Annotated in this window: 21 protein-coding genes and 3 pseudogenes; 6 read left to right on the forward strand and 18 right to left on the reverse strand. The window is 55.7% G+C overall.

Annotated features, from left to right (window positions below):
* Window positions 1-186 precede the first annotated feature (186 nt).
* The 3 genes from ACP15L_RS05730 (at window position 187) to ACP15L_RS05740 (ending at window position 2,484) form a co-directional block, all read left to right on the forward strand.
* Entirely contained in the window at window positions 187-1,077 is an 891-nt protein-coding gene (locus ACP15L_RS05730; protein WP_425083452.1) for an NAD(P)-dependent oxidoreductase, read from the forward strand.
* Between the two features lie 11 nt (window positions 1,078-1,088).
* On the forward strand, window positions 1,089-1,952 hold the full coding sequence (locus tag ACP15L_RS05735) for a sugar phosphate isomerase/epimerase family protein (protein WP_425083453.1): 864 nt from the start codon (window positions 1,089-1,091) through the stop codon (window positions 1,950-1,952).
* Between the two features lie 112 nt (window positions 1,953-2,064).
* On the forward strand, window positions 2,065-2,484 hold the full coding sequence (locus ACP15L_RS05740) for a secondary thiamine-phosphate synthase enzyme YjbQ (RefSeq protein WP_425083454.1): 420 nt from the start codon (window positions 2,065-2,067) through the stop codon (window positions 2,482-2,484).
* 30 nt (window positions 2,485-2,514) lie between these two features.
* Here ACP15L_RS05740 and ACP15L_RS05745 read toward each other — a convergent pair whose 3' ends face one another.
* Genes ACP15L_RS05745 through ACP15L_RS05775 form a run of 7 tightly spaced genes read right to left on the reverse strand, consistent with a single transcriptional unit; the run spans window position 2,515 to window position 7,679 of the window.
* The gene (locus tag ACP15L_RS05745) at window positions 2,515-3,285 is read right to left on the reverse strand and encodes an SDR family oxidoreductase (protein WP_425083455.1); all 771 of its coding nucleotides are present in this window, start codon (window positions 3,283-3,285) and stop codon (window positions 2,515-2,517) included.
* Entirely contained in the window at window positions 3,282-4,322 is a 1,041-nt protein-coding gene (locus tag ACP15L_RS05750; RefSeq protein WP_425083456.1) for a zinc-dependent alcohol dehydrogenase, read from the reverse strand. The genes ACP15L_RS05745 and ACP15L_RS05750 overlap by 4 nt, the downstream gene beginning before the upstream one ends.
* On the reverse strand, window positions 4,319-5,419 hold the full coding sequence (locus ACP15L_RS05755) for a mandelate racemase/muconate lactonizing enzyme family protein (protein ID WP_425083457.1): 1,101 nt from the start codon (window positions 5,417-5,419) through the stop codon (window positions 4,319-4,321). Before ACP15L_RS05755 ends, ACP15L_RS05750 begins: the two co-directional genes overlap by 4 nt.
* Window positions 5,416-6,408: an ABC transporter permease gene (locus tag ACP15L_RS05760; RefSeq protein ID WP_425083458.1), complete on the reverse strand. Its 993-nt coding sequence runs from the start codon at window positions 6,406-6,408 to the stop codon at window positions 5,416-5,418. The genes ACP15L_RS05755 and ACP15L_RS05760 overlap by 4 nt, the downstream gene beginning before the upstream one ends.
* 3 nt (window positions 6,409-6,411) lie before the next feature.
* On the reverse strand, window positions 6,412-7,251 hold the full coding sequence (locus tag ACP15L_RS05765) for an ABC transporter permease (RefSeq protein ID WP_425083459.1): 840 nt from the start codon (window positions 7,249-7,251) through the stop codon (window positions 6,412-6,414).
* A 3-nt stretch (window positions 7,252-7,254) separates the two neighbouring features.
* On the reverse strand, window positions 7,255-7,377 hold the full coding sequence (locus ACP15L_RS05770) for a hypothetical protein (protein WP_425083460.1): 123 nt from the start codon (window positions 7,375-7,377) through the stop codon (window positions 7,255-7,257).
* On the reverse strand, window positions 7,374-7,679 hold the full coding sequence (locus tag ACP15L_RS05775) for a hypothetical protein (protein ID WP_425083461.1): 306 nt from the start codon (window positions 7,677-7,679) through the stop codon (window positions 7,374-7,376). The genes ACP15L_RS05770 and ACP15L_RS05775 overlap by 4 nt, the downstream gene beginning before the upstream one ends.
* A 43-nt stretch (window positions 7,680-7,722) precedes the next feature.
* Here ACP15L_RS05775 and ACP15L_RS05780 point away from each other — a divergent pair.
* Window positions 7,723-7,905 (forward strand): annotated as a pseudogene (locus ACP15L_RS05780) (integrase core domain-containing protein); the annotation flags it as partial.
* 678 nt (window positions 7,906-8,583) lie between these two features.
* Here the strand turns inward: ACP15L_RS05780 and ACP15L_RS05785 are convergent.
* Together ACP15L_RS05785 and ACP15L_RS05790 are read right to left on the reverse strand one after the other, a co-directional pair.
* Window positions 8,584-9,270: pseudogene (locus ACP15L_RS05785) on the reverse strand (IS6 family transposase).
* 99 nt (window positions 9,271-9,369) lie between these two features.
* Entirely contained in the window at window positions 9,370-10,836 is a 1,467-nt protein-coding gene (locus tag ACP15L_RS05790; protein ID WP_425083462.1) for an FAD-binding oxidoreductase, read from the reverse strand.
* A gap of 267 nt (window positions 10,837-11,103) precedes the next feature.
* Here ACP15L_RS05790 and ACP15L_RS05795 point away from each other — a divergent pair, with 267 nt between their 5' ends.
* Window positions 11,104-11,997, forward strand: coding sequence for a YegS/Rv2252/BmrU family lipid kinase (locus ACP15L_RS05795; RefSeq protein ID WP_425083463.1), 894 nt, complete (start codon window positions 11,104-11,106; stop codon window positions 11,995-11,997).
* 124 nt (window positions 11,998-12,121) lie between these two features.
* Here ACP15L_RS05795 and ACP15L_RS05800 read toward each other — a convergent pair whose 3' ends face one another.
* A complete protein-coding gene (locus ACP15L_RS05800; RefSeq protein ID WP_170722253.1) occupies window positions 12,122-13,216 on the reverse strand; it encodes an AI-2E family transporter in 1,095 nt (364 codons plus the stop codon).
* A 257-nt stretch (window positions 13,217-13,473) separates the two neighbouring features.
* Window positions 13,474-14,121, reverse strand: a pseudogene (locus ACP15L_RS05805) (IS6 family transposase).
* Between ACP15L_RS05805 and ACP15L_RS05810 the strand changes: the two are divergent.
* A complete protein-coding gene (locus ACP15L_RS05810) occupies window positions 14,041-14,307 on the forward strand; it encodes a hypothetical protein (RefSeq protein ID WP_425083517.1) in 267 nt (88 codons plus the stop codon). The pseudogene ACP15L_RS05805 and the gene ACP15L_RS05810 overlap by 81 nt on opposite strands.
* On the opposite strand, the gene ACP15L_RS05815 is transcribed toward ACP15L_RS05810, so the two are convergent.
* Genes ACP15L_RS05815 through hpaD form a run of 7 tightly spaced genes read right to left on the reverse strand, consistent with a single transcriptional unit; the run spans window position 14,291 to window position 21,510 of the window.
* Window positions 14,291-15,031: a metallophosphoesterase family protein gene (locus ACP15L_RS05815; protein WP_425083464.1), complete on the reverse strand. Its 741-nt coding sequence runs from the start codon at window positions 15,029-15,031 to the stop codon at window positions 14,291-14,293. The two genes, ACP15L_RS05810 and ACP15L_RS05815, sit on opposite strands and share 17 nt — an antisense overlap.
* Window positions 15,032-15,042: 11 nt before the next feature.
* Complete coding sequence (locus ACP15L_RS05820; RefSeq protein WP_425083465.1) at window positions 15,043-16,098, reverse strand: aldolase/citrate lyase family protein; 1,056 nt, start codon at window positions 16,096-16,098, stop codon at window positions 15,043-15,045.
* A gap of 14 nt (window positions 16,099-16,112) precedes the next feature.
* Window positions 16,113-16,913, reverse strand: a complete 801-nt coding sequence (gene hpaH / locus ACP15L_RS05825; RefSeq protein ID WP_425083466.1) for a 2-oxo-hept-4-ene-1,7-dioate hydratase — start codon at window positions 16,911-16,913, stop codon at window positions 16,113-16,115.
* On the reverse strand, window positions 16,910-17,764 hold the full coding sequence (locus tag ACP15L_RS05830; protein WP_425083467.1) for a fumarylacetoacetate hydrolase family protein: 855 nt from the start codon (window positions 17,762-17,764) through the stop codon (window positions 16,910-16,912). Before ACP15L_RS05830 ends, hpaH begins: the two co-directional genes overlap by 4 nt.
* Entirely contained in the window at window positions 17,761-19,158 is a 1,398-nt protein-coding gene (locus ACP15L_RS05835; RefSeq protein ID WP_425083468.1) for a pyridoxal phosphate-dependent decarboxylase family protein, read from the reverse strand. The genes ACP15L_RS05830 and ACP15L_RS05835 overlap by 4 nt, the downstream gene beginning before the upstream one ends.
* A gap of 3 nt (window positions 19,159-19,161) precedes the next feature.
* Complete coding sequence (locus tag ACP15L_RS05840) at window positions 19,162-20,643, reverse strand: NAD-dependent succinate-semialdehyde dehydrogenase (RefSeq protein WP_425083469.1); 1,482 nt, start codon at window positions 20,641-20,643, stop codon at window positions 19,162-19,164.
* 24 nt (window positions 20,644-20,667) lie between these two features.
* Entirely contained in the window at window positions 20,668-21,510 is an 843-nt protein-coding gene (gene hpaD, locus ACP15L_RS05845; protein ID WP_425083470.1) for a 3,4-dihydroxyphenylacetate 2,3-dioxygenase, read from the reverse strand.
* Window positions 21,511-21,654: the final 144 nt, after the last annotated feature.

Consider the following 21,654-nt stretch of genomic DNA (forward strand, 5'->3'; position numbering starts at 1 on the left):
TCTTTGCTTGCCTGAGCGCTGCATTCTTCGTTTACTTACGGCACGTAAACGGGCAGCGGGGTGTCTTCCGGACTCGCCCGACGTCTGCTCAAGACGCGTGAAACTCCCGCGAAAACCGATGCGATTGGGCATCATTTTTCGAAACGTCTGCCATACGGAAATGGCGGAAAAACGGGAGGATTCCAAATGAAAACAGCAGGCGTAATCGGTCTTGGTGACATGGGCAGCGGCCTTGCCAAGAACCTGATCAAGAATGGCTTTGAAACATCCGGTTTCGACCTGAGCGAGACACGCATGACGGCATTTACCGACATGGGCGGCCTGGCCAAGGACAGCGTGGGACAGGTCGGCCGTCACGCCGCCGCTGTGTTTGTCATGGTGATGAACGGAGATCAGGCCCGCGATGTCATTCTGGGTGAAGATGGCCTGGTTGCGAACATGGCCAAAGGCGGAACGGTCATCCTGTCGGCCACCATTACTCCGGCTGAAGCAAGCGCTATCGGGCAAGACATGGAGGGTTCGGGCATCCACCTGATCGACACCCCGGTCTCGGGTGGTTTTCCCGGCGCGCAGAACGGCACATTGACGATGATGGCTGCCGGTACTGCGGATGTGCTGGACCGAAATGCCGAAATCATGCAGGCAGTGTCGGCAACCATTCATCGGGTCGGAGAAAACGCAGGCGACGGGCAAACCGTGAAAGCCTGCCTCCAATCCCTTATCGGATCGATCTTTTCCGCCACGTTCGAGGCTGCGGCCCTGGCGGCCAAAGCCGGTGTCAACGGTCAGGCCTTGCTTGATGTGTTCTCGTCCTCCAGCGCTGGGTGCGGAGTCGTGAACACCGCCCTTGAAAACATCATTGATCGCAAGTTCGAGGCCACCGGCAGCCATATCGCAACGATGCACAAGGACCTGACGATCTCTCTGGCACTGGCCGGTGCGTTGGGCGTTCCCATGCACACAGCGTCATCCGCAATGCAGATCTTTCATGCAGGAAAAACCAAATATCCGAATGGCGACAACTGGGTGTGTACTCGCGTCATCGAAGAGATTGTTGGCGCTGAATTGCATCGCTGAGGGGGTCGAACATGAAATTAGGTGTAATTTGCGACGGCATTTCCCGCGATCTGCGGCATGCCGTGGACGTAATGGACGAATTCGGTCTGGACTATGCAGAGCTTCAGTTCGTTGGCGATACGGAGGTCGGAGACCATTCCCCGCAGGAAATTGCCGAGATCGACGCGCTCTTGCGCGACCGGGGCAAGCCTGTGTCGTGTCTATCACGCCATATCTTTGCAGGGATGACAGCTGCCAACAGACCCGGCGACGACCTGCACACTCGGCACATGGACGCTTTGAAACGCGTGATCGACATGGCGCATGTTGTTGGGTCTCCGCTCGTTCGGATCATGACGCAACGAAAGGAGCAGATACTCTGGGGAAAAAACGGCGCTGAAAAGTGGAATGTAGCGCATGGGGTATGGGACTCGATGCCGCCGCTGATCGCACCAGCGGTTGAACTGGCAAGAGCAGAGGGCGTGACGCTTGTGGTGGAAACCGGAAACGGTACGCTGGTCAATTCCAACTATACAGCCCGCAAACTGATCGACGAGTTGGACGCAAAAGACAGTTTGAAAGTGCTGTGGGACCCCGGAAACAACTGCTGGTGCCATGAACTGGCATACCCGGACGGTTACGAAGAACTGCGCGGCGGCTACTTGGGTCACATTCACATCAAGGACGTAAAGGTCGACACGCCGAGGGCGACGCTGGAAGTGCGCCGTATGGGGGAAGGTCAGCTTGCGCCTCTGTTCCAACCCATCGCGGACGCGCTCAGATCGGACGGCTATGATGGCGTGATTTCCTTCGAGAGTGTTTATCACCCCGGCAACGGAAACTTCGAAGATGGTTTTCGTCTGTGTGTGGACAGTTTCAAAAGCCTGTTTGCATGAACGTGCAGTCAATATGCGTTCAAAATCAGAAGCTTGATCCCCAATGCTGAATGCCAAATGGGGTGTAGAAAGCTGAGCGCCTTCGCGTAAAATTAATGAAAGGGCCTGCTGGATGAAGCAAGATTTTTTTGATCTGTCCATTGAAACGCCCGGCAAATCCCTCACCGACATCAGCGGGATCGTTCAGCGAGCGGTGTCCGAACATGAATTTGTGTCGGGCCTGCTGACCCTTTGGTGCGTCCACACGGGGGCTGCGTTGTTGGTGCAGGCCAATGCCGATCCCGAAGTGCTCAGGGATATCGAGACGTTCTTCGAGAAACTCGTACCAAAGTCACCAGGCAAGTATCACCACCGCCCGACCGAGGACGACAACGCTCCATCGCATCTGCGGGCGCTGTTGACGCAAACTCAGATATCCATTCCGGTCGAACAGGGGCAGCTTCCGCTGGGTCGCGTACAAAGCCTGTACCTGTTCGAACATCGAGAGGCGCCAAAAAATCGCCGATTGAAGGCTCACTACATCGGGACTTGAGGTTTCGGGTCAAATAGAGCGTTGGCGGTGCTAACGCCCCATCCAGCCCCCGTCGACGACAAGGATTTCACCGTTGACGAAGTCAGACGCGGCAGAGGCCAGAAAGACCACCGGTCCGGCAAAATCATCAGGCGTACCCCAACGGCCCTGGGGTGTTCGTTCAAGGATCGACTTCGATCGGACCGGATCATCCCGCAGGGCTTGGGTGTTGTCGGTCGCGATGTAGCCAGGCGCGATCGCATTCACGTTCACGCCCTGCCCGGCCCATTCGTTGGCCAAAGCCTTGGTCAGTTGTCCAATCCCACCCTTCGAAGCCGCATATCCCGGCACGGTAATACCGCCCTGAAATGTCAGCAGCGATGCAGTGAAGATGATCTTCCCAGAGCCGCGCACCAGCATGTCCTTGCCAATCTCGCGAGACAGAACGAACTGCGAGGACAGATTCACCTCAATCACTTCGTCCCACCAGTCGTCCGGGTGTTCGGCAGCGGGTTTGCGCTTGATCGTGCCGGCATTGTTGACAAGGATATCAGGGGTTTGTTCGTCGATCCTCAACTTATCAATGAACCCATGCAGCGCGGCGCGATCCGAGAAGTCGCATTGGTACGCCCGGAAATTGCGCCCCATCGCCGTCACGGTTTTTTCGACATCCGACCCGGACAGCTCGAGCGAGGCGGACACTCCGATAATATCGGCTCCGGCCGATGCCAATGCCTCGGCCATGCCACGCCCGATACCACGTTTGCACCCAGTCACAAGGGCCGTCTTTCCCGCCAGGTCGAAACTTTGCAAAACACTCATGAATGCGGTCCTACTTCGATCAGGCTTTTCATTGCGGTTGGACTGCGATCCAGTGCTTCAAACGCGGCCTGAATGTCTGCCAGAGGGCTGACGTCAGTAATCACGACATCCGCGTCCACTCCGCCCGAGGCGACAACTGCGATGGCTTTCTCGTAATCCTCTGGCTCATAGACCCTAGCACCGATCAGTTGCAGCTCTCGCCAGAAGAACTGGAACAGGTCGATCTGGGGCTTTTGGGCATGGATCGCGACCATCACGATCCGAGCCCGCGTCGCGGCAACGGCGGTCATCGCATCAACACCGGGCTGCGTTCCCGACACCTCGAAAACCACATCTGCCCCTTTGTTGCCCGTGCGCACGTTGATTGTGGACACCAGATCGGTTTCGGTTGGGTTGATCGTGTTAAAGCCAAGTTTTTCGGCAATGGCCAAGCGGTTCGGATTCACTTCGGAAATCACGACGTTTCCGCCTGCGTCCCGCGCAACCATGGCAACCAGGATGCCGATCGGGCCGCCACCGATGACGACAACGTCCTCTCCAGATTGCAGGCTAGATAGCCGCACATCGTGGCAAGCAACGGCGACCGGCTCGATCAGCGCCGCGTGATCCATGCGCAAGTCGTCCGGAAGAACGTGCAACGTGTGGGCCGGAACGGTCCAGATCTCTTGCATGGCACCATCGGTGTCGAGGCCGAGAAACCTGAGGTTCTGGCAGATATGCTGATGCCCCCGTTTACAGGCCGGGCATTCGCCGCAGTGATCAAGCGGTCGGACGACGACCTTTTGGCCGGGTTTTACCGTATCGACGCCCTCGCCCACCGCTTCTACGACACCTGACATCTCGTGCCCAATCACCCGGTTCAGGCCGACACGGGCATCCATGTTGCCGTGGTAGACGTGCATGTCCGTCCCGCAAATTCCACAATAGGCAACGCGAACGGCAGCTTCGCCGGGGCCTGGATCCGTCGCTTGGGCTTGCTCTACAGCAAAGCTCTTTTTTCCCCTGTAGTATGCCGCAGAGATCGTCTGGGTCGTCATGTATGCATCTCCCTGTGTTCCGCATTCAGTTTGTCCCAGTCGAATTCCACTCCGGTTCCCGGAGTATCCGGGGCTACGGCCAGACAGTCTTCCACAACCAGCGGACGGGTCGTGTACTGGTCTATCGGAAATGAGTGTACTTCCAGCCACCCCGCGTTGGGTTGCGCAGAAACAAGGCTGACGTGCAGCTCCTGCATCCCATGACTACAAACCGGAATACCGTGCTGTGCGCTTAGCGCGGCCACGCGCAGCCAGCCGGTGATTCCACCGCAGTTTGAGGCATCGGGCTGGATAAAACTCAGTTTCGCGTCATCAATGGCGTATTCAAATTCGTGTATGGTGTGCAGGTTTTCACCCATGGCAAGGGGAACGCCCGTCGCTTCGACAATTCGGCCATAACCTTTGTAGTCGTCTGGAATAGTCGGTTCCTCGAACCACAAAATATCACAGTCGGCAAACCCTCTGGCAGCCACGATGGCCTGTTCGACGCTCATAGAGTAATTCGCATCGACCATAAAGAACCGGTCCGGGCCCAGCATCTCGCGCACTGCCCGGGCACGTGCAAGATCGTCGGCCAGGTCTGGTTGACCGACCTTGATCTTGACTGCGTTGAACCCTCGCGCAAGGTACCCTTCCGTCTGGCGCAGCAGTTTCTCTAACGAGAAATTCAGGTCGATCCCGCCGGCGTAGGCCTTGCACCGTTTGGACGCTCCGCCGGCCATCTGCCACAATGGCGCATTTTGTGTTCTGCCCCGAATGTCCCATAGGGCAATATCCAAGGCCGAGATGGCAAACGAGGCGATCCCGCCCCGCGCGACGTAGTGCACATGCCACTGCATGGCGTCGTACAGGCTTTCGATCTGTTCAGCGTCTTGTCCTACAAGGAACGGTGCCAGATCATGCTGGATCATCGCCAGGATGGCATGACCACCCTTGCCCCCCGTATAAGTATATCCGACCCCCTCGACCCCATCCGAGGTTTGAATAGTAACTGTGATCAGTTGAAAAAACGTGTGATCCCCATGTTTGGCATCGACGAGGACCTCTGCGAGCGGAACGTTGAACAGCCGCGCTGAAACACTTTCTATGCGATTCACGAACCCAAGACCTTCTGCTGCCTGGCAATAACCCGAGACTGTAAAAGGATCACCGCAAATAGAAAGCCTCCAAGTATGACCATCTGCCAATAGGCACTGAAACTGATGGTGCCCGAACCGTTTTCAAAGTTTGGAGCGTTGAAGACCAGCATCAGCGCACTGGCCACCGTCGCAGGGATCGAACCCATCCCACCCGTCAACAAAGTGCCGCCCACCACGACGGACGCGATGGCCGACAATTCCCAGCCGATGCCCTCAAGGGGTTGTCCGGCTCCAAAACCCAAGGCCAGAAAGACTCCAGCTAGCCCCGCACAGCCACCCGACAGCAGGTAGACAACAGCCTTGGCGCGATTGACCTTCAGCCCCATGAGGTTCGAGGCATCCTCGCTGCCACCGATCGCCAAGACGGTCCGCCCGATGGTTGTTCTTTCCAGCACCAGCCAAAGTGCCAGAGTCAGTCCGGCCACGATGACGATCGCCCATGGAAACAGGCCAAACGCCTGCCCCATGCCAAGCTTGGTGAAGTTCGACCCCCAATCGACCGAAATTGTCTGGGCGCCCGAAATCACCAATGCGCCGCCTTTTGCGGCCAGCATGGTGGCCAGCGTGGCGATGAAGGGCGGGATCCGAAGGATGATTATGCAAAAGGCGTTGATCGCCCCGAAACCAATCCCAGCTAGAACGGCCCCCGGCAACGCAACCTGAATTCCATACGGGCTGAGATAGGCCGCAACAACCGAGGTAAAGGCCGCCACGGATCCGACAGACAGATCAATCCCGCCGGTCATGATCACGAAACACATGCCCAGTGCAATCGCGATGAACATCGCGTTGTAATTCAGGAAAGACGAGAAATTGTAGGCGCTGCCAAAGTTTTCATAGCGCATCAACCCGAACAGGATCAAAGCCAGCAGTGCGAGCCACACCGTCACCGAAGCCGAATTGCGCCGAAGGTACTTTCGCAGGTCAAAAGCCGTTTCATCCAACATCAATCAAGCCCTCCGGAACTGTTGGACCCAAACGGCCAGGATAATGATGGCGGCTTTGGCGATTAGTGCGACTTCGTCTTCTACCCCGTTAGCCAACAATGTATATTTGACCAACTGGATGATGACGGCACCCAGTATGGCACCAAAGATCGGCGCCCGCCCGCCTTGCAAAAGAGCTCCGCCAACAACCGCGGCTGCGATGGCATCAAGCTCCATCAGATTGCCGTTGCGCGCGGCGTCCGAGGCCGAGTTGATCGCAACCACAATCAGACCGGCCAGCCCCGCAAGCACCGCGCAGACGACATAGGCCCCGATCTTGACCCTTCGTACGGGACCACCCGACAGATAGGCAGCGCGTTCATTGCCACCAATCGCCAGCAGGTAGCGGCCCCATGTGGACCTAGTGATCACCCAGTACAGAACACAGGCAATGGCCAGCGCCAGCCAACCCTGAAAAGGCAAGTTAAGAACCTTGCCAGTTCCAAGGAAACTGAATGAAAGGTTTGAAAATGTCTGCAGGTTCCCGTTCGTCAAAACCTGGGCAATACCACGACCAGAGATGAAGAGAATGAGTGTTGCCACAATGGGCTGCACGTTCAATACGGCAACCATCACGCCTTTGAACACCGCGCATAGCCCCGCGACGAACAGCGGCAGGACAATGGCCAAAGTGACGCCCAGCATCGGATTGGCGGCGCCCAGTTCCGACAGAAGGATCAGCGGGGCCAGCGCCCCCGCCAGTGCCATGACCGCACCAACCGAAAGATCGATCCCGCCCTTGGCGATTGCCAGCGTCACGCCCATGACCACGATGGCGATCGTGGCAACCCGGCTGGCATTCACGAACTAGGTCCGTAGCTGCGGGAAATTGGGGGTGAAAAACGCGTTGAACGCAAGCAGGGCGACCAATGCGGCGATAACGTCGTGAAAGCGTAAGGGCATCGATACGACCCGTTGTAGCAACTTCATTGCGCGGTCCATGAACCAGTTCCTTCTTCATGATGCGCAAGCGCGCGCACCAGTATGTTCTCGTTAATCCTGGGGTTGGTCAGTTCCTTGACCGCGCGCCCTTCGTGCATGACCACAATGCGGTCGGCGTCTTCCACCAGTTCTTCGAATTCCGAACTAATGAGGACAACGCCAAACCCCTTTTCGACATACGACCGAATGAACAATTGGATATCTCGCTTGGCGCCGACATCTATGCCTCGGATCGGCTCGTCGAGTTTCAGGATGTCGGGCTGTGTCGCCAGCCAACGGGCAAGCAGCACCTTTTGCTGGTTGCCGCCGGAAGATCGGATACAGTTAAAGCTTCATGGCCAGTTCAGGGATGAGTTTATCAACGTTCAAGTATTCTACAGCCTACGCGAAGCGCAATTTCTGATCGAACAATGGAGGCGACACTACAATTCAAAGCGGCCCCATAATGCACTGGGCTATTGGCCGCCAGCACCTGAAAACAAAATCCCAGTGAATTACAGGCCGATGCTGCACTAGCAATCAATTTGTACCAGTCAGATCAGCCTACTTACCAAGTTTGTGTTCAAGTTTCTCTCTTCGTGAAAGTAGGACGCTGACATTTTGCAAAAACCGAAGTTGAATGCTCCTGTCGGGCACATCAGTGTTTCTGATGTCTTCGGTGGCGAAATAGAGATTGGTCGACCTAAAGATCGATGTACGATGTTCTTCGTCTATCGCGGGCGTCATTGTCCCAGATGCAAACGATTTCTCAACAAATTGAACGCTATACTAGCTGATTGGAGCAGCCTCTTGGACGTGGTTGTCGTTTCGGCCGACTCTAAAGAAAAGGCTTTAGCCGACAACGAAGAGTTCGGTTGGACCTATAGCTTGGGCTTTGGATTGACCGAAACGTAGATGCGATCACCTAGTCTGTACACGTCGGATCCTCTTTCAGAGGCTGAGACAACGACATTGTTTGCAGAGCCCGGTGCATTCGGCATTCAGCCAAACGGCAGTTTGATTTTGGTCGATATTTCGAACGGCCCCGCTGCACGCCCGGATCTTGAAGAATTGCTAGACGGAATGAAGTTCAATCTCGAAAACAACAGCCCTACTCGGGGAATAGTTTAATTACTGCAACGATGTTTTCAGACAAATACGAACCAGTCTCAGCTAAGCCAGTATGGCTGCCTTTTGTGCCGCACCAAGTTCACGTCACTCGGCTAGAGCGGCGATGCGCGTCAACTTGAAGGTGTCTCGGCTGTCGAGCAATCTCTCTTGATTGAAGTTGTTGTAGTCAGAGGAATGTACGGAGGCGAATTTCTGCAAACTCTGCATAAGGCTGAAACGCCGCATGGCTCGCTCTCTTCGTCGGAACGACAGGTGAGAGTACTCAACGCGGTTGTTGTGCCAGCTGCCTGTCCTTTGTTTTTCGAGAGTACCCAATTGTCTGAGCGCCGCCCTGTAGGATGCGGAGCGGTCTGTGACTATTTCCTCTACACAACCGTGGCGCTTCATCAATTTATTGTTGAATTTCAGTGTTTTAACTTTGTTTCGGCGTTTGGTGACAACGTCTTCCAACACTTCGCCCTCATGATCAAAAGTCCTCCAAGGCTAACGCAGTTTGCCATTAGCCTTCACAAAGACCTCGTCCACGTGCTACTTCCATTTGCTGAACACGCGCAGTTGCTGAACACGCTTCCATCTTATCTCAGCAGCAAACATAGAGCCAACCCTGCTCCACCAATATCGAACAGTTTCGTGGCTCACGTCGATGCCTCGCCCATGCACCTGATCCTCGACACTCCAAAGCGAGAGCGGAATTCGGATGTACAGCATCACCTCAAGGCGGATGATCTCAGGGCTGGTCTTAAAGCACTTGAAAGAGGCCGGTTCGGTCATTGCTAAACGCTGCGCAACCGCGCTGCCCTGCTTAAGCACAGTTAATCTGACGAGACTCCACTTGGCGTTTTAGGTGCGTCGAATCCTGCTAAATGCCAGCTACGGCACGATGTTCTGGTTCACGCTAAACAGGTTGCCAGGATCATATTGCCGCTTGATCGAGAGAAGCCGGTCGTAGTTCGTACCATAGTTAGCCTTCACCCGATCTCCGTCATCATCGTCCATGAAGTTGATGTAGCCTCCCTGTTCGGAATGCGGCGCCAAGGCATCAGAATAATCACGTACCCATTTGATGTTCTTTTCGTCATCCGCGGGATCATTCGAAGCAGCCAACATCACCATCGAGAAGTTTGCATCGCGGTGCCCGAAAGCGGTCGCATCGGGTGCAACTCGCTTGCACGCGCCATCAATCGGATAAAGGTGCATCGAGGCGCTGACACCCGGGGCGTTCGGTCCGTGTCTTACATGCTCAGCAATAGCCGCGTCGGTCAATTCTTTGACGTAGTTGCCCTTCCAATATTGGCGGATCCCCTTTGGGAAGAGACCGTCAAATGCCGCATTAATTGCCGGGAATGGTACCGGGCCAACATGTTCTGCCTTGACTTCTGCAACGTCGTGGAAGGGCTTGAACATCTTCTCACCCTCTGCAGGGTCACCCGCCCAACAGGCTACAAGTGCGACGAACATATCTCCGTGTCGGTCCTCAGGAATAAACGGGAGCGGGGGAGCAACTTGGAACGCCGGAAATCCACCCATCTGTTCCGGCGCGTCTTTGATGTACTCGCGGAAGAATTTCAGGATGTTTTCGGTCTCGGACACTTCATAAAACATTGGTCCCCAATAGACCGTGTCGACCGGGTACAGCCGATATTCAAACGAGGTGCATACGCCGAAATTGCCGCCGCCGCCTCGGATCGCCCAGAACAGATCGGCATTTTCGTCGTCGCTCGCGATCACCAATTTGCCGTCGGCCGTCACGACATCCACCGAAATCAGATTGTCGGCCGAAAGGCCGAAGCCGCGGGTTAGATAGCCCACACCGCCACCAAGGGTCAGACCGGCTATACCCGTTGTCGAGATAATCCCACCGGGAGTGGCAAGTCCGAACGCGTGTGTAGCGGCATTGATGTCGCCCCAGGTCACGCCCGCCTCAGCCCGTGCCGTGCGTTTCACAGGGTCCACCCTTACTCCACGCATCCCAGAGAAATCGATGACCACACCATCATCTACGGTACCGAAACCCGGCCCGCTATGCCCGCCACCTCTGATGGCTAGCTTTAGATCGTTGTTGCTCGCATATCTTACCGCCATCATAACGTCGCCAGCATTCGCCACACGAACAATCACTGCAGGACGCTTGTCGATCATGCCATTATGAACGCTGCGGGCGTCTTCATAGCCATCGTCTTCCGGCGTGAAGACGGCGCCATGGACAAGGTCGCGAAGCTCACTTGGTGATTTAGCAATCATGTCTTCCCCCCCTTTATGATACCAGAAGAATACCACAAATGGGCCAAACCAGCTAATTTCCTTTGATGAGGGACATTCGATTGCTGCCCGAGGCATAGCCTTCGCGGTGGGAAAAGTCGCCGTCCAAACCAAGTGTGCATTCTATGCTCGATGCGGCCAGTCTTTGCAGTCTTCATGATTGGCTACTCACAGCCCGAAGCGGACCTTCACTACTAAGTTTTGTATACACCGAGATGCGGAGAAAGCTGACTATCGTCACTATGGGGTTGGCTGGCACAAATATGGTTTCAATTGCTTGAGCGCCTCTGCCTTTAGAACTTTTAAAGCAGTTGCTCCAACGTGCGAGAGCTTTATGCTGGAACCATGGCCAAACGTATCCTGCTAATTCTCAATAGGAAGTCCGCAGCAAGACCCGATCTGCGTTCTGCTGTCCGCCCATTGGAAAAAGAGCTTGGCATTAGGGTGTGTATTCCTTGGTCAGGAAAAGACTTGAGGAAGACCCTTCGAGAAGCCGTAGGCGATGAGGTAACCAGGGTGATCGCGGGCGGTGGTGACGGCACTTTGAACTCGGTCGCGAATGCTGTTTTGAAGTTGAAGACAAAGTCGCATGTCTCTTTAGGTCTTGTTCCCTTAGGGACAGCGAATGATTTCGCCCGGTCGTATGGTGATAAGGGTTTGGACTTGGCAACATCTGTTCGAGTTGCTGCATCGGGAGACGCGCGACCAATTGATGTCGGATTAATAAACGGCAGTCCGTTTGTGAATGTTGCAAGCGGCGGTTTTGGAGCGATGATCACCGCAACAACTCCCAAGGAAATGAAGAAAAGACTGGGGGGACTCGCGTACACGCTGTTTGGGCTTGCTCGTTTATCTGATGCAAAATCCGTTCCCGCAAAAATCTCAATTGATGATGAAGACCCGTACGACGTTTCCCTTTCCGCTATCGCGATTGCGAACAGCCGCTATGCAGGTGGCGGTTTTGACGTGGCGCCTGAAGCGGAAGTGTCCGACGGGTTGCTCGATTTAAGCGTGCTTTCCGCAGAGCGTTTAATGCCAGAAAATCTGCCCTTTGGCAGGCTGCCGGATATCTCGGATCCCAAGGATGGTGTTGTACAGCGCTCTCGTCTCAGATCTATGGTTTTGGAAACCTCCCAGCCGTTTCATATGAATTTGGACGGCGAGCCGATGATCGATCAACGCTTTGAGGTTTCAATTAAACCAAATGCGCTGAACTTCGTTTTCCCAAGCGGTAGGTAGCTCGGGTTTCTCTTTAAACTCAAATTTCGCACGGTGTTTCGAACTATGTGCGGGGCTGACACATACACTCGCCGATAGAGTCAGGTAAAAAGCCGCCATCCAGTTTGGCGAACGTCTCTCGCGCTTAGCTGTTCCCTGCGTCAGTGTTGTTTATCTTCCCATCACCGGACATCAGTATCGCGATTGGCTGCGTAGACGGGATATTCGAAAGCACAATCATGATGCACACGGTGATCGGGACGCTCATCAACGCTCCGGCAATCCCCCAGATCGCAGTCCAAAACGTGAGCGCCAAAATGACCATGAATGGCGACAAATTCAGGCTTTTCCCAAGTAGCATTGGCTCCAGGATATTGCCGACAGAGAATTGAACAGCGCCACAACCAATTAGAACAACAAGAAATGGCACGACTTCTTCAAACTGTACCAGTGCGACAACTGAAGGAAGCGCGACGCCCACGATGGAGCCGACTGTCGGGATGAAGTTCAACAAAAAGGCAAGAACCGCCCAGGTTTCAGAGAAGTCTAAGCCGACGGATGCCATCACTGCATAACTGCCCAAGCCAGTCAGTGCACTCACCAGCGTTTTGATACCAACATATCTTTGAATGCTGTCCGACGTGCTCTCAAGAACGCGACGAACTTTTTCAGCGGCTTCCCTGTCTTTGATTGCGAGCTTGATTTTGGCGCGCATTGGAACACGTTCGACCAACATGAATGGCACGTAGAGCAGCACCAGGAAAAAAGCGCTTAGGAATGCCCCAGCAGAGCCGATCACTCCTGTCGCGAGCCCAGCCAGGTTGATCTGCTCCAAGGCTTTGATCGCGGCTGCATAGTTATCTTGCCCAACCAGTGATACCAGCTTTGCGACTATGCTGGAAAACCGTTCCTCATAGCGCGGAAACGCTTCCGAAACTTCGCCGGCTTGACTGGATAGTATCGACAACACAAGCGAGAGGCCGATTAACACAATTGAAATTGCGGCCAAATGCGCAAGCCACTTCGGGACGGTACTGCCAAATATCTTGAATCTGCCAATTCGATCCGCAGTCGCTGTGAGGAGAACGAACAGGAGGGCCGCAAAAGACAGGGGAACCAGCACAGACGAAGCGAGGACTAACGACGCTATGGTCAAGAACACAAGGACGACCAACTGATACCAGAACGTGAGTCCCAAGAAACCTGATGAAGGATCTTGATGATGCATACCCTTTTTCATTTGTAGGCTCCCTACAGGACTGAGCGTTGTCCAGCCGCTTTCCGCAATGATAAAGTATTAGCTCGCCTTGATCGTGACTTGGCAAGTGGCTTAGGTACTTCTCTCCGGCGCGAATAGCTGAGATTTTCAGATGATGGTCCTCACTTCTTTGCCTTGAACTGGCCGTTGATAAGAAACCTTAGGCTGTAAGACTATCAGAAATAGGGTGCTGTCGGACGAATTCGAACCAGTTTCAGTGTGCTACGGAAACCGCGAACTTATCCTAAACAAAGTTTACGCCACTCGCCAAGAGCAGCAGGGCTTGACAGCTTGAAGGAGTCTCGGCTGGTTAGCGATCTTTTCTGATTGAAGTGTTTGTTTACGGAGGAATGGACGGAAGCGAATTTCTGCAAAATTCGTCTACGCCTGAACAGTTGCATAGCGCGTTAGCATCGTCGAAATGGCAAGTACGAATTCTCGACGCGGTTGTTGAGCCACCTGCCTGTCTGTTGTTTTTCGAGCGCGCCCAGCTCTCAGAGCGCAGCTCTGTATGAAGCGAAGCGATCCGTGACGACGTTTTCCGCTGTGCCGTATCGCTTCATCAATTTCTTGAGGAATTTCAGTGCTGCAGATGTGTTTCGGCGTTTGGTGACGACGGCTTCCAGTACCTCGCCTTAGTGATCGACGGCCCGCCAAAGACAATGCCGCTTGCCATTCACCTTCACGAAAACCCCGTCCACGTGCCACTTCCATTTGGAGAACGCGCGCAACTGCTGAACACGCTTCCGTCTGATCTCAGCTGCAAACATCGGGACAAACCGGTTCCACCAATATCGGACAGTTTCTTGACTCACGTCGATGCGTCTCTCGTGCAGCAGATCTTCGACATTCCGAAGCGAGAGCGGGAAACGGGTGTACAGTATCACTGCAAGGCGGATGAACTCGAGACTCGTTTTGAAGTACTTGAAGTACTTGAAGTACTCGGGTTTGAACATGGGCAAAAGTTACGCAACCGCTCTGCACCGCTCAATCAAAGTTCTTCTGACAAGACCGTTTGGAAGTTTCAGCAACGAAGGATTTCTGGTTTATCAAAACCTATGTGGAGCCCATGACAGTCAGGAGCTTGCGCCCCTCGTCGTGCAACAGCCAACACTTCCATCCTTCGAAAACCGCAGCCGTCAGAGGTTTGCCATATCCCGCGCCGGTATCGATGTTCACACGGTTTCCATTGTGTTCAGGGTTGGCAACGTGGGTATGGCCGTGAACAACCAGCCATGGGTGAGGTTCCGGACAGTCCAGAAACTCTTCTCGGATCCAGATCAGGTAATCGGGATCCTGACGATGCAAGGGGATGCCGGGCCGTATTCCTGCATGGACGAACAGCACGTTGTTGCGCAGGTAGTAGGGCAACAGACCTGCCAGAAAATCGATATGGGCCTGCGGCACGGCGGCTTTGGCTTGGGCATGGACCTGATGTATCCGATCCCCTTCGCTGACCTTAACGCCGTAGGAGTTCAACGTTTCAACACCTCCTATCCGGGGATGCAGCCAATGATACCCGACCAGTAGACGCGCGTCGTTTCGCGGGTAGTCCTCAAGGAACATTGCGCACATCTGATCGTGGTTGCCGCGCAGGAATGTCCAGTTTCTGCCTTCGGACTGCCCTTTCACTAATAGATCGAGAACCTGTCGACTGTGGGCGCCGCGATCCGTGTAATCACCGATAAAGACGATTTGCGCATCAGGCCCACCGTCCTTTTCGATGCGGGCCAGCGCGTCCTCTAGCATGTGCAACTGACCATGGATGTCACCAATGGCATAGATAGGTTCTGGCATTTTTAGCGCTCTTATTCAGACCAGTGGATACGGAGCTCTTCCCGAAAGGCAAAACGCACCAAGTGGGCTTCTATCACGCCTTTCCACTGCTCCAAGTCCCCGCGCGGCCCGGTCGCAGCGTTAATCGTCAGCCTGTCGTCATTCGCTTCAAGGGTCACGCTGTCGCCATCCGCAAAGGCCACGTTTCCCTTCTTTTCGTCAAAAAACACCTCGGCCTTGTGCGACCAGTGTTTACACAGCTGCTGCAGATATTTGCTGGCCGCAGCGGTTTCCGCAACGCCTGAGGCGGTCTGATCCGGCAGCAGGCCCAGCCCGACTTCGGCTGCGTTACGCATCGCAGTTGCAAACAGGGTCACGTCGATATTGGTGGCCATGAATGTGGCCCCCAGATCCAGGCATTTGCGCTGCATCGCCAGATCAAGGGTCAGGATACCCGCCGCCTTGCCCGCCGCCACGATGCGGGCCAGCGCGTCCAAAACGGCCGCAACCACAACGGGGTGACCGGCATTTCCGATATGTCCCATATCGGCGGCCAGATCGGATGGGCCGATGAACACCCCATCCACATCGGTTGTCAGAATATCGTCCAGCGCCACCAGACCCTTTTTGTTTTCCACCTGCACCAGCAGGCAAATCTGTTCGTCCGCCGTTTTCAGGTAGTCCGGGATGGCTGAAAACCGCGAGGCCCGCGCCAGTGCCGATCCAACGCCCCGCACGCCATGCGGTGGGTATTGTACTGCCCGAACCAGCTCACGCGCGTGATCCCCGCTTTCGACCATGGGCACCAGAAGGTTCTGCACGCCCGCGTCCAAATACTGCTTGATCATCCAGGTTTCGCCTATCGGCAGGCGCGCGACCGGAGTGCTACCTGATCCTTCGATCACCTGCACCTGTTCGAGGATCGAGCGCAGATCATTCGGCGCGTGTTCACCGTCAACCAGCAGCCAGTCGAATTGCGCGGTCGCCGCGATCTCGGCCGTGTAGGCGTTGGCCATCCCGATCCAGCAGCCGATCTGCGGCTGCCCCGCCTTGAGAGCGGCTTTGAACGTATTCTTTGGCGCAGGCATATGCGGCTTTCCTTTCAGGCGAAATTGATATCGACCGAGCCAAATGGCCCGAAATCGGCATGGATTTCAGTCCCAGTCGGGCACTCGACCGGGCGGATAAAGCTGCCGGACAGGATGATTTGACCGGGTTCGATGTATTGTCCGTATTGCGCCATGCGGCGGGCCAGCCAGACAACGCTTTCGACCGGATCGTTCAGAACGCCCGCGCCTAGGCCGGTTTCTTCGATTTCACCATTGCGAAAGGTCAGCGCACCGACCCAGCGGAGATCAAAAGCATCCACGGCGTGCCGGTCCGCGCCCAGCACGATTCCTGCATTGGCGGCATTGTCGCTGATCGTGTCGAATACTGTGCGAGCTTTGCCGGACTCGGGATCCACGCGTTGAATACGCGTGTCGAGAATTTCAATGGAAGGCGCTACATAGTCCGTGGCAGCGATGATGTCCTCGCGGGTGACGTTCTCGCCTCCAACGGCAGACTTCATCACAAAGGCGATCTCGGCTTCGATCCGTGGCTGGATGAAACGGCCCGTCGGAACAGTCCCGCCATTTTCGAACGCCATGTCGTCAAACAGGATGCCACTGTCAGGGATGTCGATGTTCAGCGCATATTGCATCGCTTTCGAGGTCAAACCGATCTTCCAGCCAATCACCTTGCGCCCCTCGGCTAGTTTCTGGCGATAGATGGCGTTCTGCACCTCGTAGGCATCGTCCATGCCCATCTCGGGGTGGCGCAGGGTCAGCAGGCCGATCTGATCTCCATTCCGTTCAGCCATCAGCAGATCAGCAGCTGCGCGGGAATGATCTTCGGGCGTCATCGCATTTCGTCCTCAACAGTGTTGCGCAGCGTACCTATGCCCTCGACGGACACCTCAACCATATCACCCGGTGCCAGATATTTCGGAGGATCAAACCGCGCCCCTGCCCCGGTCGGCGTGCCGGTGACGATGATGTCGCCCGGCTGCAGGGTCATGAAGGTCGAGATGTATTCGATTTCGCGCCGGATCGGGAACATCATGCGGTTCAGGGTATCATCCTGGCGCAGCTCGCCGTTCACGTGGGTCTGAATACGCGCATCGTCCAGTTGCGCGGCGTCGGTGAACGGCACCAGCCACGGGCCGATGGCCCCCGTGTTATCCCAGTTCTTGCCTTGCGTGACGTTGAACTTGGCGTGGCGCACCCAGTCACGGATCGTACCCTCGTTACACAGCGTCAGGGCTGCGATGTGGTCGTAGGCGTCCTCCTGCGAAATCCGACGTCCAGTCTTGCCGATGACAATCGCCACTTCGCCTTCGTAGTCCAATGTGTGGTTTTCCGGCGGACGGATCAGAGGGCGGTCATGGCCGGTGAAGCCGCTTGCGAAACGTGGGAACAGCGACATGTATTTAGGCTGCGCGCTGCCGTCTTTGTACTCAGCGTTGCGGTCCGGGAAGTTAACGCCGACGCACAGGATGCGGCGGACATCGGGCATCACCATCTCGTAGGTGAAATCCGTGTGGGTCACGTCTTTTCCTTCGGCGACTGATGCCAGTTGATCAAACGCACCAGCAGCGATTACCTCATAAAGGCTCGCGTGATCTTGGAAAGCATCATTCAACGCAATTGCACCGACGTCCGTGATCGCACCAAAAAAAGTCTGCCCATCGGCAGAGAAGGTTGCGAATTTCATTTAAGTGTCTCCCAAACCTCACGAATAACGTCTGCTGCCATCAGCACATCGTCGCGTGTTGTATCGAATTGTCCGACCTGAAAACGAATAATCTTGCGACCATCAAACATGCCTTGGGTCAGATAAATCCGGCCGTCATCATTCAGCGCATCAACCAGACGCTGCTGCATTGCATCGTCACCCGGGCAACGGAAAGAGAACAGGCTGAGTATTGGCCCGGTCGTGATCTCGAATCCCTCCATCGCGCCAATCTTCTCGGCAACCTCATTGGCCCAAACGACGTGATTTCGGATTCGTGTACGCAGACCGTCCACCCCGTAAGAGCGCAACAGGAACCAAATCTTCAGCGCACGGAACCGACGCCCCAACGGAATCGTCCATTCCGAATAGTTCGTTACCTCGGCACCGGTGGTCTTGAGGTATTCAGGTTCGATCTTCAGCGTGTTGAGCTGCGGCCCGGCGTCATGCAGAAACTGGATGGCACAATCGAACTGAGCGCCCATCCATTTGTGTGGATTGAACACAATGCTGTCATAGCGATCAGCCCCGCCCCACAGGGCCTCTCGGAATTCGGGGCAGATCATTGCAGACCCGGCCCAAGCCGCGTCGAGATGGGTATAAAGGTCGTATTTCTGCGCGATGTCAGCCACAACCTCCAGATCATCACAGGCCCCAACGCCCGTGCCGCCGGTGATCGCAATGATCCCGGCTGGCACATGACCGACTTCGATGTCATCGCGGATAGCGGCCTCAAGCGCGACGACGTCAATCGCGTAGGTCGGTCCCTGTGTTGGCAGCTTGATCAAGTTATCCTGGCCGATTCCAGCAACCCAACAAGCACGGTCAATCGAGGAATGCACCTGGTCTGAGCAGTAGATCCGCAGCGCCCCTTTGGTGTTCAGCCCCTGGCGATTGCCTGTGTATCCAGTGGCGCGTTCGCGTATCGTCAGAACCGCAGACAGAGTCGCCGAAGACGCGCTGTCCTGAATGACACCGGTCATACCATCCGGCAGACCTAGCGCTTGTCGCAGCCAGTCGACCATAACGCTTTCGACCTCAGTCGCTGCGGGTGCGGTTTGCCATAGCATGCATTGCGCAGCGATGGTGGTCACCAGCATCTCGGCCAGCATCGAAGGCGGGGCAGCATTCGCCGGGAAATACGCAAAGAACCGAGGGTGCTGCCAGTGAGTGATCCCGGGCATCACGATACGCTCGAAATCGGCCATGATAGCCTCCATCGGCTCGCCAGATTCCGGGGGTGCGATCTCAAGCTGCGAAGCAATTTCCCCCGGCGCTGTCTGCGCTCGAACGGGACGATCCGCCAAAGTCTTGTGGTAGTCAGCAGCCCAGTTGGAGATTTGTTGCCCCCAGTGAGAAAATTCGTCCCAATTCATACACTAAGCCTCCTCAGAAGGGGAAATTCCGCCCATGCAGATGTACTTCAACTCCATGAAATCATCGAGGCCATATCGAGACCCCTCGCGTCCAAGACCCGACATTTTGACGCCGCCGAACGGAGCCTCTGCCGTTGAGATCAGTCCGGTGTTCACACCGACCATCCCGTATTCCAACGCCTCGGATACGCGCCAGACACGCGCCATGTCACGGGAATAGAAATATGAAGCCAAGCCGAATTCGGTATCATTGGAAGCGGCGACAACCTCGCTTTCGGTTTCGAATTTGAACAAGGGAGCGACGGGGCCAAAAGTTTCTTCGGTCGCCACCGCCATATCCGAGGTCACATCGGTCAGAATGGTTGGCTCAAAAAACGTGCCGCCCAGCGCGTGGAGCTTGCCCCCAAGAGCGACCTTTGCGCCTTTCGCGGTTGCATCATCGATATGTTCGGCTACCTTTTCCACGGCGGCTTGGTCGATCAGAGGGCCAAAGATGATACCTTCATCGAACCCATTGCCGGTTGGCAGGGTCGCAACTTTTTCAGCTAGCATTTCAGCAAAGGCGTCGTAGACCCTGGCCTGCACATAGATGCGGTTTGCACATACGCAGGTCTGCCCATTGTTGCGAAATTTCGCGATCACGGCGCCTTCGACTGCGGCGTCCAGATCGGCATCGTCGAACACAATGAACGGCGCATTGCCGCCCAATTCCAACCCCAGCTTCTTGATCGTCGGGGCGCATTGCGCATAAAGCATCGCGCCGATCTCGGTCGATCCAGTGAAGGTCAGCTTTTGCACGATCGGGCTCGAGGTCATTTCGCCGCCAATCTCCCGCGCCGAACCGGTGATGACCGAGAACAACCCTGCGGGCAGTCCCGCGCGTTCGGCGAGAACGGCCAGCGCGATGGCCGAGAACGGCGTCTGGCCGGCGGGTTTCAACACCATCGAACAGCCCGCCGCAAAGGCCGGTCCAGCCTTCCGGGTGATCATGGCGTTGGGAAAGTTCCACGGCGTTATCGCGGCCACAACGCCGATGGGCTGTTTGACGGTAATGATCCGCTTGTCCGGCGCATGGCCAGGTGTGACATCGCCGTAGGTCCGGCGGGCCTCTTCGGCGAACCACTCGATGAAGCTAGCGCCATAGGCGATCTCGCCCTTCGCTTCGGCCAAAGGCTTACCCTGTTCGGCGGTTAGAATGGCACCCAGATCATCCTGGTTTTCCATCATCAGATCATACCAGCGACGTAAGATTTGGCTGCGCTCTTTCGCGGTACGTTTGGCCCAGTCTTTCTGCGCGCGCTGCGCATCGGCAATCGCCTCGACCGTCTCGGCAGCACCCAGATTGGGCACACGCCCGATCAACTCACCCGTCGCCGGGTTTATCACGTCAATCGCGCGCTCAACGTCTGAAGCATAAATCCATCTGGACCCGACCCGCGCCTTTTCGGCAAGCAACGTGGGATCGTTAAGACGCAGTTCCGTCATTCGAATTTCCCTGTGTTTCCGGTCCTAGACCGAGAAGCTGACATTGGCTTGCCCGGTCCCGGAGCTACCGAAATACGGGGTATATATGTCGATCTTGCCCTTGTAGCTGCCCCATCCAAGGGCACCGAACAGCAAGGCGGTATCGTTCATGGCGCACTCGCCCGCGCATTTCTTGGCGTAGTCGGGCAGAAGTTCGAGGAACTCCTCAAAGCGCCCCTGTTCCCAAAGGTCCAGCACGCGCATGTCCATCTGGCGATTGAACTCGCCGTTTACCGAGTTCAGTCCATCGACCGAGCGTTCATTGGGCGTGAAGTCGTGGCTCAACGACCCCGAGGCCAGGATCGACACGTTACGGTCCGAGCGTCGGATGCCTTCGGCGATGGCTTCACCCCAGACGCGATTTTCAGCAATCGACGAGAACTGGTTGACCGCCACGGGCAAAACCCGCGCATTCACACCCTCGTTGATGAAGTGCATCGGTAGCAAGGTGCCGTACTCCATGCCCATATCGGGGTGCGAATGCCCAAGGGCCCGCTCACCACGTTCGCGCAGAACGTCAAGGATGGTTTCCCCAAGCTCGAGATCGCCGCGATAGTCGAACTCCATATCCGCCAGCATGTGCGGCAGTTCATGACTGATGAAACGGCCCTTGTGGTGCTCTTTCGTGTTCAGGTGGAAGCCCTGATTGGTGATCCAGTGCGTGTCAAAAATGACAAATGTATCGACTTTGCGGTCGATCGCATCCTGACGAAGACGCGTATAGCCGTCGATGGCAGGTTGGCGGATGCCTTTGTATTTCGGCATCGTGTGGGACATCCAGATGCTTGGCACATGCGTTATCTTCGCGGCCTGTACAATCTTTCCCATGGCAGTTCCTCCTCGCATTTGTGACGCCTGGCAACCGAAGTTGAAGCTACCTGACATCGTTCGGTCCTGCAGTAGGCGGAAAGTGCCGGACCAGTTTTGTGCGCGTTTTGTCTATCCTAGCTTTGTCCCCGCCTAATGGGGACA

This window comes from Ruegeria profundi (genome assembly GCF_049800715.1).
Classification (GTDB): Bacteria; Pseudomonadota; Alphaproteobacteria; order Rhodobacterales; family Rhodobacteraceae; genus Ruegeria; species Ruegeria profundi_A.

Bases quoted from the DNA above. Each gene is read 5' to 3' on its own strand.
- hpaD (WP_425083470.1), bottom strand. From the start codon at position 21,510: ATGGGAAAGATTGTACAGGCCGCGAAGATAACGCATGTGCCAAGCATC.
- ACP15L_RS05750 (WP_425083456.1), bottom strand. From the start codon at position 4,322: ATGACGACCCAGACGATCTCTGCGGCATACTACAGGGGAAAAAAGAGC.
- ACP15L_RS05840 (WP_425083469.1), bottom strand. From the start codon at position 20,643: ATGACGGAACTGCGTCTTAACGATCCCACGTTGCTTGCCGAAAAGGCG.
- ACP15L_RS05735 (WP_425083453.1), top strand. From the start codon at position 1,089: ATGAAATTAGGTGTAATTTGCGACGGCATTTCCCGCGATCTGCGGCAT.
- ACP15L_RS05770 (WP_425083460.1), bottom strand. From the start codon at position 7,377: ATGAAGTTGCTACAACGGGTCGTATCGATGCCCTTACGCTTTCACGAC.
- ACP15L_RS05740 (WP_425083454.1), top strand. From the start codon at position 2,065: ATGAAGCAAGATTTTTTTGATCTGTCCATTGAAACGCCCGGCAAATCC.
- ACP15L_RS05730 (WP_425083452.1), top strand. From the start codon at position 187: ATGAAAACAGCAGGCGTAATCGGTCTTGGTGACATGGGCAGCGGCCTT.
- ACP15L_RS05815 (WP_425083464.1), bottom strand. From the start codon at position 15,031: ATGCCAGAACCTATCTATGCCATTGGTGACATCCATGGTCAGTTGCAC.
- ACP15L_RS05835 (WP_425083468.1), bottom strand. From the start codon at position 19,158: ATGAATTGGGACGAATTTTCTCACTGGGGGCAACAAATCTCCAACTGG.
- ACP15L_RS05795 (WP_425083463.1), top strand. From the start codon at position 11,104: ATGGCCAAACGTATCCTGCTAATTCTCAATAGGAAGTCCGCAGCAAGA.
- ACP15L_RS05800 (WP_170722253.1), bottom strand. From the start codon at position 13,216: ATGAAAAAGGGTATGCATCATCAAGATCCTTCATCAGGTTTCTTGGGA.
- ACP15L_RS05745 (WP_425083455.1), bottom strand. From the start codon at position 3,285: ATGAGTGTTTTGCAAAGTTTCGACCTGGCGGGAAAGACGGCCCTTGTG.
- ACP15L_RS05820 (WP_425083465.1), bottom strand. From the start codon at position 16,098: ATGCCTGCGCCAAAGAATACGTTCAAAGCCGCTCTCAAGGCGGGGCAG.
- ACP15L_RS05830 (WP_425083467.1), bottom strand. From the start codon at position 17,764: ATGAAATTCGCAACCTTCTCTGCCGATGGGCAGACTTTTTTTGGTGCG.
- hpaH (WP_425083466.1), bottom strand. From the start codon at position 16,913: ATGACGCCCGAAGATCATTCCCGCGCAGCTGCTGATCTGCTGATGGCT.
- ACP15L_RS05790 (WP_425083462.1), bottom strand. From the start codon at position 10,836: ATGCCTCGGGCAGCAATCGAATGTCCCTCATCAAAGGAAATTAGCTGG.
- ACP15L_RS05760 (WP_425083458.1), bottom strand. From the start codon at position 6,408: ATGTTGGATGAAACGGCTTTTGACCTGCGAAAGTACCTTCGGCGCAAT.